The sequence below is a fragment of the Butyricimonas muris genome (genome assembly GCF_046365375.1).
In the GTDB taxonomy this organism is placed as follows: Bacteria; Bacteroidota; Bacteroidia; order Bacteroidales; family Marinifilaceae; genus Butyricimonas; species Butyricimonas muris.
This window is the reverse complement of the sequence record NZ_JBKEIT010000007.1, coordinates 36,552-51,068: the sequence shown is the minus strand read 5'-3', so window position 1 is coordinate 51,068 and position 14,517 is coordinate 36,552. Positions and strand designations below refer to the sequence as shown.

The 14,517-nt window shown below is 43.6% G+C and carries 11 protein-coding genes and 1 tRNA gene; 7 read left to right on the top strand and 5 right to left on the bottom strand.

Features of this window, described 5'->3' with window-relative positions; all coding sequences use genetic code 11:
* Nucleotides 1–10 precede the first annotated feature (10 nt).
* Both ACK8P8_RS12635 and ACK8P8_RS12630 read right to left on the bottom strand, forming a co-directional pair.
* Nucleotides 11–1,018: a hypothetical protein gene (locus ACK8P8_RS12635; RefSeq protein ID WP_369859642.1), complete on the bottom strand. Its 1,008-nt coding sequence runs from the start codon at nucleotides 1,016–1,018 to the stop codon at nucleotides 11–13.
* A gap of 107 nt (nucleotides 1,019–1,125) precedes the next feature.
* Nucleotides 1,126–1,539, bottom strand: coding sequence for a hypothetical protein (locus tag ACK8P8_RS12630; RefSeq protein ID WP_303178540.1), 414 nt, complete (start codon nucleotides 1,537–1,539; stop codon nucleotides 1,126–1,128).
* Between the two features lie 530 nt (nucleotides 1,540–2,069).
* On the opposite strand from ACK8P8_RS12630, the gene ACK8P8_RS12625 reads away from it, so the two are divergent.
* A complete protein-coding gene (locus ACK8P8_RS12625) occupies nucleotides 2,070–2,393 on the top strand; it encodes a GNAT family N-acetyltransferase (protein WP_227216936.1) in 324 nt (107 codons plus the stop codon).
* The gene (locus ACK8P8_RS12620) at nucleotides 2,390–3,352 is read left to right on the top strand and encodes a hypothetical protein (RefSeq protein ID WP_186974720.1); all 963 of its coding nucleotides are present in this window, start codon (nucleotides 2,390–2,392) and stop codon (nucleotides 3,350–3,352) included. Before ACK8P8_RS12625 ends, ACK8P8_RS12620 begins: the two co-directional genes overlap by 4 nt.
* 296 nt (nucleotides 3,353–3,648) lie before the next feature.
* Here the strand turns inward: ACK8P8_RS12620 and ACK8P8_RS12615 are convergent, their stop codons facing one another.
* Nucleotides 3,649–5,019 carry an MATE family efflux transporter gene (locus ACK8P8_RS12615; protein ID WP_227216880.1) on the bottom strand — a complete coding sequence of 457 codons (1,371 nt, stop codon included), beginning with the start codon at nucleotides 5,017–5,019 and terminating at the stop codon, nucleotides 3,649–3,651.
* A gap of 102 nt (nucleotides 5,020–5,121) precedes the next feature.
* A tRNA-Leu gene (locus ACK8P8_RS12610) sits at nucleotides 5,122–5,206 on the bottom strand.
* Nucleotides 5,207–5,395: 189 nt separating this feature from the next.
* On the opposite strand from ACK8P8_RS12610, the gene ACK8P8_RS12605 reads away from it, so the two are divergent.
* Entirely contained in the window at nucleotides 5,396–7,804 is a 2,409-nt protein-coding gene (locus ACK8P8_RS12605; protein WP_369859641.1) for a TonB-dependent receptor, read from the top strand.
* Nucleotides 7,805–7,828: 24 nt separating this feature from the next.
* Complete coding sequence (locus ACK8P8_RS12600) at nucleotides 7,829–8,446, top strand: HAD family hydrolase (RefSeq protein WP_369859640.1); 618 nt, start codon at nucleotides 7,829–7,831, stop codon at nucleotides 8,444–8,446.
* Here ACK8P8_RS12600 and ACK8P8_RS12595 read toward each other — a convergent pair.
* Nucleotides 8,403–9,773 carry an MATE family efflux transporter gene (locus ACK8P8_RS12595; RefSeq protein WP_227216877.1) on the bottom strand — a complete coding sequence of 457 codons (1,371 nt, stop codon included), beginning with the start codon at nucleotides 9,771–9,773 and terminating at the stop codon, nucleotides 8,403–8,405. The genes ACK8P8_RS12600 and ACK8P8_RS12595 overlap by 44 nt on opposite strands.
* Before the next feature lie 203 nt (nucleotides 9,774–9,976).
* Here ACK8P8_RS12595 and ACK8P8_RS12590 point away from each other — a divergent pair, with 203 nt between their 5' ends.
* The 3 genes from ACK8P8_RS12590 (at nucleotide 9,977) to ACK8P8_RS12580 (ending at nucleotide 14,490) form a co-directional block, all read left to right on the top strand.
* Nucleotides 9,977–10,534, top strand: coding sequence for an RNA polymerase sigma factor (locus ACK8P8_RS12590; protein WP_099291132.1), 558 nt, complete (start codon nucleotides 9,977–9,979; stop codon nucleotides 10,532–10,534).
* Between the two features lie 76 nt (nucleotides 10,535–10,610).
* The gene (locus ACK8P8_RS12585) at nucleotides 10,611–11,774 is read left to right on the top strand and encodes a FecR family protein (protein WP_099291133.1); all 1,164 of its coding nucleotides are present in this window, start codon (nucleotides 10,611–10,613) and stop codon (nucleotides 11,772–11,774) included.
* Nucleotides 11,775–11,883: 109 nt separating this feature from the next.
* Complete coding sequence (locus tag ACK8P8_RS12580; protein WP_303178548.1) at nucleotides 11,884–14,490, top strand: zinc-dependent metalloprotease; 2,607 nt, start codon at nucleotides 11,884–11,886, stop codon at nucleotides 14,488–14,490.
* Nucleotides 14,491–14,517 lie beyond the last annotated feature (27 nt).

Sequence of the window (14,517 nt, the reverse complement as noted above, 5' to 3'; positions counted from 1 at the left end):
CCGGATTTCTTTACTTATCAACTTCTTTAAACTTGTCAACAAAGGTATCCAAATTCTGAATCAAATAATCATCTTTTGCCCGGTAAAGGAGATTTCGTTCAGGCTTGAAAAATTGCCGTACACCGATAATAACATTCCTCTCCCCGATTTCAACCAAATGAAACGGTTCATGCACATCTTTCACCCCCGTCACCGTATGTCGTTTTGAAATAAAATAACGAGCATCCTCCTCCTTGGACATATTATCCCTCGTCAACACATAAAATGTCGAATCCGTATCAAAAATCACCCCACATCTACTACTTAATACAAAAGCAGGATAGACAAGCTGCCCGAATTGGTATATATTATCCAATTCCAGCAACACACGCCCACTCCCATCCCATTTCTTATAAAAAATATGATATTTATTATTTTGATAATAATACATGAATCCCTCTGATACCTTATCATGATCATCTTTCGGCCTGTATATCTTATTCGCTAACACCTTATTCACCAAAAAAGAAACTTTCCGGTTCAGAACCTTATCTATTTTCGCCCTGTCCAAAGAAGTTTCAGTATGAGGTCCCCAGTAACGAGTCTCAAATGTAGTGTCTCGTTGTTCCCTAAAAACACTTTCCTTGTTCTTTATTCCATATTCTATCAGCTGAAGCGTTTTCGTCGCGTTATACGTTTTCGCCTCCAAGTTAAACAAAAGGGTATCACCCGTACTTCCTCGTCTGCACTGAAGTTTATACCGGGGAACAATATCGTCCACGTAACTATGTTTAAAACTTAAAATAATCGGCTGTTTATAATCCATTTCTCTTGAAAGCATCTCCACCAACTGACCGATAATTAGAGCCTTAAACCTTTCCTCGTGTCGATTAAAACCAAATTGATACCACACCTCCACGTTCCCGTATTTGTTTGTCATTATCAGATCCGAATGTCCCCAAACCGGCTTCATCACACAAAGTAACAAAATCAGCACAAAACAACCTTTCATTTTACCTCTTTCCATATTATCATTCATCTCACTATAAACATTTTAACTGTAAAGTTATAAATTTTCCTTCACATCTTGATAATTTAAATCATAAAAGGAAAGAGGGAGCCTTTCGACTCCCCCGTTTACCTACATTATTTCACGACCACCGTGAATACCGAATCAAGAGCGTAAGTGTATCCTTCGTTCGACACCCGAATATTAATCACGTACCGCCCGGGTGGTACGGTGTGATTCCACGGCAACTCGATAATGCTTTTTCCTTGCATCGTGAATTGATCGGCAACCTCGGGATGAGCGCTATTTATACTCTTGATGGAGTAGTGAATTGGTGCGGTTCCTTGCACCCCCTCGATGGAAGTGCTTTGCCACGGTATTTGAAACTCTATCTGCCTCGCGTCCCAATCGGGGTCAAGTTCCGCTTTAACGATCATACTGTCCGATTGATACACGGCATCCCTCGTTTCCAAGTACCCGACCGTCACGTCATGACATCCTGCCTGTACCAACAGCAACAGTCCAAAAATCAATACATATACCTCTCTCATAATTTTCAATTTTGCATTTTCAATTATTACAGTTGTGTTCAGAGAAACAAGAAATGTGATTGTAATCTATTGAATAATAGATTTTTGAAGAAGAAGAGTATAACAATGGGTAACGATATAGAAATGAGCAAACTACTTTGGTCTACTGAGTTTTTCCATCGCTTCAAATAACTCTATTACAAAGATATAAATAATAATCTAATTGTGTTGCTGAATAAAATATTTCTTTCTTTGTAAAATACGCTATCATGCTCAAATTTTAAGTGCAAAATGCAATTCGATGAATTTTGATTCACTTTTACACTTAATCATCTCACAAATAGGCATATCTTTGTGAGAAAATAAATGTATTGATATGGTAGAATTACGTAAAATTGAACATGTGTCACCTCATATAATATGTGAATTAGCAAATAACTATAAGATTGCTATAAACTTACGTGACATATTTCCTCATCCATACACTCATGATGATGCCGTTGCTTTTATTGAATTAGCTACAACAGGGGGCATTAGGAGATGTTTTCGGTATCTATGCTGAAAATGAGTTTGTCGGTTGTTGTAGTTTAATCCCTCAAAATGATGTTTATAGAATTAATGCAGAAATAGGATACTGGATTGGCGAACAATATTGGAGAAATGGATATGCAACAGAAGCAGTTAAACAATTAGTTGCAATAGCTTTTAATCAATTAGGCATCAATAGAGTATATGCAAATATTTTTGAATATAATGTCGCATCAATGAGGGTATTAGAGAAAATTGGATTTGAGAAAGAGGCAATTGTTAAATTGTCCGTCATAAAAGAAGGACGAATATTTAATGAATACATATATAGCATTATGAATATATGAAAGATGAAGCAATAAAACATATAATTAGCAGGTGTAATCTAAATGAAATAGTTGATATACTGTCCGATAAATTGAGTGGTTCAGAGTTAAACTCTTTGCTATTAGAGGTGTTTGACAGGCGTACCACAAAAGAAACACCATCTTCCTTATTGAGTAAATACAGTAAAAACAAATTGGCTAAACCTGCACAATTAGATTTTCTGGAATTTAAAGAGGAAGAATTGGAATGCTGTAAAATAATTGCGAATAACAACTATGAATTAATTGAGTTATCTCCTGTTACTCAATTAGGTACAAGTAGTGTAATGGCAACAGTAAATCAAAAAAAAGTTCTTACAGCACTAAGAAACACGGAAGTTCAGTCCGACCCAACAAATGCAATAGCTTTGCATTATGCTTCATTAAAGAAAAGTAATGAACTGTCTGAGAAAACATATAATTTTGGTAATGTATCAAGAGTTATAAGAACTCAGGTTTTCTCAAACCCAAATTTTACACCTCATTTTCCTCTTTTGTGCCTAATTTCGTGCGGTATGGATACGGGTAGTTTTGAATTTGAAAGAACTGAATTACATAAACATTTAGCCATAACACAGAAGGTCTGCAAAGAAGTCTTTGGGTTTGAAAATATATTCTTTGAAATTATACCCTGTAAAGGATATGATGAAAAAAGTCAATTGGTATCAGATACCTTATTTTATAATAAAAATAGCGGTTTGGATATTCGTATTGCCAAATTAGATTCACACAATAATTATTACTACGGCATTAGAATTAAAGCTAAGATTATTATTAATGGGGTAGAACATGAAATAGGTGATGGAGGATTACTTAACTGGACTCAAAACTTATTGGCAAATAAAAAAGAACGTATGCTCACAATGGGGATAGGGATACAATTATTACACTTATTTAAGAAACACGCAAGAGATTTATCAAGAGCACAAAATCTTCTTTAAAACAAAACCCGCTGATTTTTCGGGGTGTACCCGTCAAGAATAGGGGACAAAACCGCTTCAAAGCCGGTACAAAGCCGGTTCAAAGACGCTCGTGAACGTCTTTGAAACGTCTTTGTATCGAAGGTGAAACGTCTTTGTTCCCTTATTACTCCCTTATCTCCACGTGTTCTCTCTTGATTTACATCGAGTCTTCACGTTATCCCGTCCTGAAAAAGTTTACCGTAAACTTTAGTAAACCTACATCAGCACTATCCAGAATATCTTATTTCATTGAATCTTCTCCAAGTTCACTATTTTCACTCCAAAGAAACATCGCGAAATTTCAAGTGAAAACATTTACGATAGTACCACATCCCGACAATATCAGCCAAGAACCAGCCGACAGGCACCGCCCACCAGATACCCACCACTCCTATTGCCGGAATCGCAGACAAGACATAAGCCAAGACGACACGGGTTCCCAGCGAAATGACCGTTAAGACTACGGACATTCCCGGCTTTCTTATCCCCCGATAGAAACCGTATAACAAGAACAGACAGCCGATGCCACAATAGAAAGCCCCCTCGACACGCAGGTATTGAACCCCGATCGCGATAATCTCGGACTCTGTCGCGGGAACAAAAATAAGCATCAGAGGACGGGCGAAAATGAACACGAGCAAGGAAATAAAAAGACAGAACAACATTGTCGAAATGACCGCCACACGGATTCCCTCCCGGATACGCTTCGTCTTCCCTGCTCCAAAGTTTTGAGCGATGAAAGTTGAAAAAGCGTTACCAAAATCCTGAACGGGCATATACGCGAACGAATCAATTTTCACCGCCGCGGCGAATGCCGCCATGACAGCGATCCCGAAACTATTGATTAAACCTTGCACCATCAGAATACCGAAATTCATCACGGATTGCTGCACGCAGGTCAACGAGGAATAAACGGCAATCTCCTTTACTGTCGCCCATTTCATCCGCATATCCTGACGGCGGATTCGAAATTCCGGGAATTTCTTTATCGCGTAAAGACAGAGCCCGACTCCCGACACGGCTTGAGCGACGACGGTAGCCCATGCCGCACCGCGAACACCCCAGCCAAACAAAAGAATAAACAACAAGTCAAGAACAATATTCAACACAACAGCGACAGCCAAGAACCATAACGGCACAACCGAGTTACCGATGGCACGCAACAGGCAAGCATAATAATTATAAATAAAAGTGAAACCTATCCCCCAAAAGATAATCCACAGATATTCCCGCATCAACGGGTACACGTCTTCCGGCACCTGCAACAATCTCATGATAGGATCAATCCAAACAAAAGCGATAATATTCAACAACAAAGTGACAGCCCCTATCAATACCAAGGCAACAAAAGCACTACGTTTCATCGCTTCCTTATTTCCCGAACCGTACTGAAGCGAAAAGACTACCCCGCTTCCCATGCACAACCCTAAAAGTACCGAAGTCAAGAAGATCATCAAGGCGTACGCGGAACCCACCGCCGCCAAAGCATTTGCCCCGAGGAATTGCCCCACGATCAGGGTATCCGCGATATTATATAATTGTTGTAATAGATTGCCCAGTATCATGGGGACGGCAAACCATAATAATCCAAGAGATATATTGCCGGCTGTCAAATCACGAACCTCTTTTTTTATACCAATTGCCATACTCCCTTCCGAATACCGTTAATACATTCTTTTTCAAAGTTTTCCACAAAAGAAAAACCCTCTCAATCATTCGATTCAGAGGGTTTTCTTTCGATTTTTTTGTACCCAGGGCGGGAATCGAACCCGCACGTCTTTAAGGGACACTGGATTTTGAGTCCAGCGCGTCTACCAATTCCGCCACCTGGGCTTGAAGACGGGGACAAAAGTAGTGCTTTTCTGTCAAACTCCAAATATTATGACGTTTTTTTTACGAAAAAATGTCATAATATTTTTCAGCCCGGTATACGGCAGGATTCGGTTTTTCGATGAAAACGGGGCAAGATATAGTATAAGTCGATGTATTTTAACTACATTCGCGATAACGATATTTAAACAGATGAAAGCAGTTATTCGATTTATTCTTGCCCTATTATTTCTTGTCCCCGTGATGGCGCACGCGCAGCAAAAGGGAATCGTGAAGGGGCGCGTATTTGACAGTAAAAATAATGAACCGGTTCCTTTTGCCAACGTGGTGATCTGGAAAACGACCATAGGGACGGCGGCCGACGAGAACGGGTATTTCCGGATAGAAAATGTGCCGTTAGGATTCAATCGACTGGAAGTGAGCAGTGTCGGGTATAACACGAAGCTATCGGAAGAATTTATGGTTAACACGGCTTCCGAGCGCACGGTGAACGTGGAGCTGGAGGAGAGTTCCGTAAGCCTTGAACAAGTGACAGTGAAAGCCGATCCCTTCCGCAAAACGGCGGTGAGCCCGATGTCTTTGCAGCGCATCGGGATTGCCGAGATCGAGAAGAACCCCGGCGGGAACCGGGATATATCGAAAGTGCTGCAATCCATGCCCGGCGTGCTTTCATCCCCGGCTTTCCGCAATGACTTTATCGTGCGGGGCGGTGGTCCGAGCGAGAATCGTTTCTACTTGGACGACGTGGAATTACCGAACTTGAACCACTTCGCCACGCAAGGGGCTTCCGGTGGCGTGGTCAGTATCGTGAATATTGATTTCGTGAAAGAGGTGAACTTTTATTCCGGTGCTTTTCCGGCAGACCGGGGAAACTTGATGAGTTCGTTGCTCGACTTCAAACAAATATCCGGGAATCCGGATAAAATAAAAGTACGGGGAACTCTGGGGGCTACCGATTTCGGGGTATCGCTCGACGGTCCGCTCGCCCCGAAAACGACCTTTATCATGTCCGCGCGAAGGAGTTATCTCAAGTTCCTGTTCGACATGATCGGGTTGCCTTTTCTCCCGGTGTACAATGACGTACAGTTCAAGACGACAACGAATCTTTCCCCCAAAAGCGAATTGACGATTCTGGGTATCGGGGCTTACGACGTGAATAATTTGAATAAAAACATGAAAGATCCCGACGATGACCAGAAATACCTGCTCGATTATTTGCCGGAAAGCGTGCAATGGAGTTACACGCTGGGTGCCACGTACAAGTATTACGGGAAGCGTTGGAATCATCTTTTCGTGCTCAGCCGGAGCACGCTGCAAAACGAAATCGAGAAGTATAGCCGGAACGACAAGAGTCAACCGAAACTGGTGGACTATACCTCGGGAGAAACGGAAAATAAATTCCGCTTCGAGCACAATCGCCTGACGAAGCAAAACGTGAAACTGAATTTCGGGGCAGGCATCGAGTACGCCACCTACAAGAACAAGACACAAAGGGAACTCTACACGCGAGGAGAGTTACAAAACATCCGCTACGACCGGAATTTCGAGTTTTTCAAATGGTCGCTGTTCGGGCAAGCCAGTAAAAGTTTTTTCCTCGAACGCCTTTCCCTGTCGTTCGGGGCACGGGTAGACGGGAACAGTTACACGTCGGGCATGAGCAACCCGTTGAAACAGTTCTCCCCCCGCCTCTCCCTGTCCTACTCGCTCACGCCGGAATGGTTCGTCAACGCGAGTACGGGGCGTTACTATCAATTGCCTTCCTACACGACCATGGGGTACGCGGACGAAAACGGGGAGTTCGTCAATAAACGGAACGGGGTGAAATATATCGCCACGAACCAATACGCGGCGGGAATAGAGTACCGTCCCGGCACCCGGACACAGATCACGCTGGAAGGTTTCTACAAGACCTACGACAAGTATCCCGTGTCGCTCGCCGACAGCATCGTGCTTGCCAACAAGGGGACGGATTACGTTGCCGTGGGTGACGAACCCGTGAAGTCGCTCGGCGAGGGACGGGCATACGGGGTGGAGCTCATGATACGCACACAAGAATTTTTCGGCATCGTGGCTTCTGCCGCCTATACCTATTTTTACTCGGAATTCAAACAGATGGATCACAACTTGCGCCCGACATCCAAGTATATCCCCAGTAGCTGGGACAACCGTCATATCTTTTCGCTCACCGCCACCCGCAAACTGGGGCTTTGGGATGTCGGCATGAAATGGAGGTACACAAATGGGGCTCCCTTCACTCCCTACGACCGAGAAACAAGTTCACTGATCGTAGCGTGGGATGCCAAGAAGCAACCTTATCTCGATTACTCTCGTTTTAATAGCGAACGGGCATCCTCGTTCCATCAACTGGATATTCGGGTTGACCGGAGCTTCTATTTCAAGAAATGGTCGCTTATCTTGTATGCCGACATACAAAATATATACAACCACAAGACGAAAAGCCCCGATCTCCTTGTCCCGGAAGAGGACGCGAACGGAAGCTACCGGGTAGACCCCGATCGTCCGGGGCACTACCTGATGCGATATATAAAAAATGACACGGGGACATTACTTCCCTCTGTTGGCATAATTGTTGATTTCTAAAGTAAAATAAAATATAAGCCGATTATGAAAAACATTATTTTTGATTTAGGAGGAGTGGTAGTCGAATGGAACGGTGAACGAGTAATCGACTCATTTAAAGGGAATCCGATGTTGATCATGAACATCAAAAACAAGGGATTCTTCAAAGACTATTGGACTCAATTCGACAAAGGAATTCTCGAGCGAGAAGAACTCGTGAACAAAGTATCCGTGCTCACCGGAATATCCGCCAAAGAATGTGATGCTTTCGTGGAACACGTGAAACGCTCGCTGGTACCGATTCCCGAAACAGAAGCGTTAATCAGGCTATTGTCCGCGCAAGGCTACAAACTGTATTGTCTATCCAATATGTCGCTCGACTTTTACGAGTATCTCAAGACGCGGGAAGTGTTCAACTATTTCGACGGGCAGATTATCTCGGCGATAGAACACATGGTTAAACCAGACAGGGAGATTTACGAGTTGATATTGAAACGATATCACTTGAAACCGGAAGAATCACTATTCATAGATGATCTTGCCGCGAATGTCAAAGCCGCACAGGCTCTCGGCATTAACACGGTACATTTCTCGGATAAACAGAAAGGGTACAAGGAAATCAGGGAGAGGTTGGGGAAAAAGGTTTCAAATTTTTCTTCCTGATAAAGTAATAAAAACGACAACAGAGCATAATGCCGGTCAGGGTGAGCCCGAGAGGATAACCCGTCCAAACCCCTTCAATACCCCAATCCAGAACGAAGCCGCAAATGTAAGAAACGGGCAAAGCGACCACGAAGTAGCCGATAAAGGAAATGACAGCCATAGAAGTCACATCCGAAACGCCTCGCAGGGCATTGGCAAAGATAATTTGCAGACTGTCGCCGAATTGGTAAAAAACGAGGATCACCATCAACACGGCAACCAAGTCTACCACCTCTCCCGATGAAGTATATACCAGTCCAATATGTCCCCGTACCGACAGGAAGAATATGGAAACGGTCAAAGCCAACAAAGCTAACAAGTGGATTCCCGCCATGGTTGCCCGTTTCACGCTCGCGATATCTCCCCTACCGTAAAAGTTACTTACCCGTATCGAAACCGCAGACCCGACACCATAATACACCATAAATCCAAGGGTGGATATAGAGGCTACCACCTGATGCGCCGCCAAAGCGACCGTGCCCAGCCAACCGATCATTACCCCGCTGATGCTGAATAACGCTGTTTCCATCCCCATTTGCAAACCGACCATGATTCCCATACGATTCAGCACCCGCAAGTCTCCCGAATTATACGCTGTCCGACGATACCCCACCAAATAACGACGATAGGACAAACGCCGGAAAAACAAGACGGCGAACGCGACAAACATGAATACCCGGGATGCCAGCGTGGATATTCCCGCTCCCGTTAAGCCGAGTGCCGGAAGCCCGAAAGTCCCGTAAATCAGAATCGTGTTCCCGATAATATTCAGCACGTTGGCGGAGAGCATGATCCACATGGAAGTCTTCGTGTCCGTGATGCCGTCGGCAAATTGCTTGAAGCTGTTGAACATCATCACGAAAACCAACGAGGCTAACTGTAACAGGAAATAAGGCCGAATGAGCGGCAGTAACTCTTCCGGCTGTCCCATGCGATGAACATTCAAGAAAACCACTCCCATGATCAACGAGAGCAACACCCCGATCATCAAATTAGCCAACAGACTGTTGCGCAAAAGACCGCCTACCCGGAACTTATTCCCCCGACCGAAAAATTGCCCGATCAAAGGAGTCAACCCGTATGAGAAACCCAAGCCGAAAAGAATCGGGATATTGAACACGCTATTCACGAACGAGGAAGCCGCCAGATCAGCCGTACTGAAATGTCCCACCATAATATTATCCACCAACCCGACCACGACAACCCCTAGCTGTCCCAACACGATAGGCACGCCTATCTTAACCGTTTCCGAGTAATGCCGCCCGTATTTCCGTAACCAATTGCTCATGCTGTCCGTTTGAAAACACAAAAATAGAGATATATCCCAAAATATTCTAACTTTGCCCCGAATGATTGTTTCAATTTATAAGGCAAGACTCTGACAGGCGATTTTGAAAAAAATATTTAACCGTTGTCACCCGCGGGTGAATATTATTTGTCTCAAATGTAGGGATGGTATGTGAACAATGAAGATTAAAAAGACAAAAAGAGATGGAGGAAGAGACTAACATGCATTTATTCTCGACAGATGAACGTAGCAAACAACTGTTTACCACGTTTTATCCCGCGTTATGTCTTTTTGCCAACCGCATCTTGAATAATTTTGACGAGGCCGAGGATATCGTTCAAAATGTTTTCATTACCTTGTTACATAAAAAGGTGAAAATAAACAAAATAAACTCACTCAAAGCCTACCTTTACAGTTCGGTACATAACGCTTGTATTAATCACTTGAAGCATCAAGCATATATCACTGAAAAAATGAAAGACTTCGAGCAAGAAGTCTATGAAGAAAACAGTTACCTGCTTCAGCGAATCGAAAGCGAGATTATGGAAGAAATATTCAGTACCATCGAGAAACTTCCGGAAGAATGCCGGAAGGTCTTCAAACTAAGCTACATCGACGGTATGGAGGTTTGTAAAGTTGCCGAAACCCTTCAGATCTCAGAAAACACGGTGAAAACCCAACGCCTGAGAGCACGCAAATTCTTGAAAGAAAATTTAAAAGACTTGTTCCCCTTATTAGTCATTATTTTTCCTTGTTTTTAAAAATCTTCGAAAAAATAATACCCTCTGTCACCCGCGGGTTCAATTCTTTTGTCTTAAGGATAAAAGACGCCATAAAATGAGAAAAGAATCCGACATACAGAAAATTTCCGAACTGATCTTGAAACAGATGAGGCAGGAAATCACGGAAGAAGAAAAACTCTTTCTCGCCAATTGGTTGAAACAATCGAATAAAAACCAAGAATTATACGTTCGTATACAAAACGAAAACTATATACTGGAACAATATCGATTGAAACAAACGATTGACACGGACAAGGCATGGAAACACGTGACTTCCTTTCCCCGAAGACGCGTATCCCGCTATTTCGGGTACGCGGCAACCATTCTCCTTCTTCTCGGTACCTATTTTATTTACCGGATAGAAAGCCGCACGGAAATAAAGCCAAAAGATGTAGTTGCCATGAAACCGATTCAACCGGGAGTGGGCAAAGCCACCCTCATCGTGTCGAACCGGGAAGAGATACAATTGCACAAGAACTGCCAACTTGAATTAACGGATAATTCCGGGACAAAATACCGGAATGATTCTGCCACGTTATATTACCAAACCGGAACACCCGAGAATACAACCGCCCAAACTGATAATATCCATACCTTGGTTATCGGCAGAGGGGGAGAATACAGCGTCATGCTGGCGGACGGGACGAAAGTACATCTAAATTCCGATTCCAAACTCCGGTATCCGGTTACTTTCACGCGATCCGAACGCCGGGTGTATCTCGAGGGAGAAGCCTATTTTGAAGTCAGTCGGGATGAGCGACACCCGTTTATCGTGGAAGGAAAAGATTTTGCCGTACAGGTACTCGGTACAAGTTTCAATATATCCAACTACAAGGATGATGACGTGTCGCGGGTCGTGTTGCTGGAAGGTAGTGTACAAGTTAAAAAAGCAAACAAAAACTATAAACTGAAACCCGACGAAGCCCTCGAAATAAGCGGGGACGACATCAGCATCAAAAAAACAAACGCCAGAAACGCCATATCGTGGAAAAATGATAAATTTTATTTCTCCAACGAACGGCTGGAGGTCGTCATGATGAAATTGGCAAGGTGGTATGATGTGAACCTGTTCTACACGAATCAAACCATTAAAGATTACCACTTCACGGGTTTCATTCCCAAATATGCCGATATCACAAAAGCATTCCGCGTGTTGGAACTGACCGCTGATGTAAAATTTGAGGTAAAAGATCGAACAGTGACTATTATGAGGATATAATAATACAAATTAAATAGCTTATTATTAATTATTTATTGATTCGAAACACGAATCAATTCGGGTGTTGTGTGCATAAATCACACGTATGTAAAAACTTAAAAAAATTACCATGAAGTACAAATTGTTATTATTGCTCTGTTTTTTCACAGTAGCGTTCTTAACTGAAACAGAGGCTTCTGCCAGAAAGAAAAAGAAAGAAACGGCAAAAACTCCTGTCAAAAAAGAAAGTGCTTACGACAAGCTCTTTAAAAAAGACCACACACAAGCAAAAGGACTCATCAATTTACATCGGGTCGATAATAAATTGTATTTTGAACTTCCCCTTCAACTTTTGGGAAAAGACATGTTACTGGGATCGACCGTAACGGAAATCAGTGATAACGGGGATGCCATCGTGGGACAAAAACCCAAAGAGCCGTTGCACATACAATTTACCATGATCGATTCCACGATTCAATTAAGGCAAATTTTCAATTACTCGATCACACGCTCTGAAGATAAAAACATAGCCAATGCCATCGAGAAAGCCAACATCGGGGCTATTATCGGGGTTTACAAGGTTGAAGCCTACAATCCGGACAGCACGGCGGTGGTCTTCGATATCACCAAATTGTTCGTGGGTGATAACAAAGACCTCGAACCGATCGATGATTACGGTGCCAATACTTACGGGGGATATCTGGTCAGAAGCAGCCGCTTCCAGCAAGACAAATCTTTCCTCGGGGAAATCAAGGCATTCGAGGATAATGTCCTCGTGAGGAGCCACCTCTCTTACGAGTGTGATATCCGCGGAGGACAGAACTACTACGAATACAAAAAACCGCTTACGGTAGTAGCAACCCGGAGTATCGTACTCTTGCCGGAAATCCCAGCGAGACCCCGTATCGCGGATCCGCGAGTAGGAATATTCCCGACCATTAAAATCCAATACACGAACACCGACAACAAGGCTGTTAATGTTTTTTACGCCAACCGTTGGAGACTGGAACCATCGGACGAGATCGCCTTCAAAAAAGGACAACTCGTGGAACCGAAAAAGCCGATTGTTTTCTACATCGACGATAATTTCCCGGATATGTGGAAAAAATACATCCACATGGCAGTAGAGGACTGGAATCTGGCATTTGAAAAAATCGGTTTTAAAAAAGCTATCATCGCCAAGGATTTCCCGAAAGACGATCCGGAATTTGACCCGGACAACTTGAAATATTCCTGCGTACGTTATGCCCCGACATGGATGGCTAACGCGATGGGACCGTCATGGACAGACCCCAGAACAGGAGAAATCATTAACGCATCGGTATATATCTATCACAACTTGATCAGCTTACTGTACAACTGGCGCTTTATCCATACCGCCGCGGCTGATCCGGATGTACGTTACAAGATTCTCCCCGAGCAAGTTATGGGTGAGGCCATTCGATACGCGAGCCGTCATGAAGTGGGGCACTGTCTTGGTTTCATGCACAACATGGCAGCCTCGGCTTCCATTCCGGTCGAAAAACTGAGAGATCCCGAATTTACACAAAGGTACGGTACCACGGCATCCATCATGGACTACGCCCGTTTCAATTATGTCGCACAACCCGGCGATAAAGAAAGAGGCGTGAAATTAACCCCGCCGATTCTGGGAGAATACGATTATTTCCTCATCAAATGGAGTTATTCTCCGCTTTTAGACGCCAACTCTCCCGAAGAGGAAACGACAACATTAAACCAATGGGTGCGCGAAAAAGCCGATGACCCGATGTACAGGTACGGCAAACAACAAATCTGGACACATTATGACCCTAGCTCTCTGTCCGAAGATTTAGGCGACGACGCCATGATCGCGTCCGAATACGGTATCAAGAATTTGAAATACATCCTGTCGAACTTGAATAACTGGTTTACCGACAGCGACAAAGACTACAAGCACAGATTCTCTTTGTACAACGAGATAGTACAACAATACGTGAGATACTTGAATCACGTGTATGCCAATATCGGCGGTATTTACCTGACGGAAAGATACGAGGGAGATCCTCGTCCGAGCTATGAAGCCGTGCCGAAAGAGAAACAAAAACGGGCATTACAATTCATGATGGCACAAGTGAGAGATATCGACTGGATCGAAAATAAAGATTTGTTGAAGAATTTCACGCTTATCGGTTCCCCGAGTTCGGACATCCAATCCGAAGTAGTTTCCCGCATCGTGGACGGGGTAAGCAAACTCCCCCTCTGCGTGGCAAAAACAGATAAAGATCCCTATACCCCGGAAGAATACCTGAACGAGATTTATAACTTCGTGTGGGCTACAACACTAAAAGGCGGAAAAACCCAAGTGGCAGATCGTAAGTTACAAGACGCTTTCGTTTCCGCGTTAATCAGCAAAAGTAGCGGTTCCGGTTCCGGCGGCAGCATCATGATCGGGATTACAGACGCCTTCAAAGCGATCGAAGTTCCCGAATATATCAAACAAAAAAGCATCGAGGATTACGGACACGCCGCACTTGAATATGCCGCTCCTCAAGAAGCTAACGACAACGGAGAGGTCAGCGGATTCGGGTTCCTGCAAGCCGTTAATTACACGACTTCGCCTTCCGTGTCACACATCTATTACGGGATGTTGCTAAAAACCAAGAACCTGTTGGAAAAGAACATAAATCATCCCTCGCTGGAAACCAGAAATCATTACCAATTATTGTTGCGTCGGATTGACAAAGCGATGAAATAGCCTGTAACCTTTTTAGTAATGATAAAA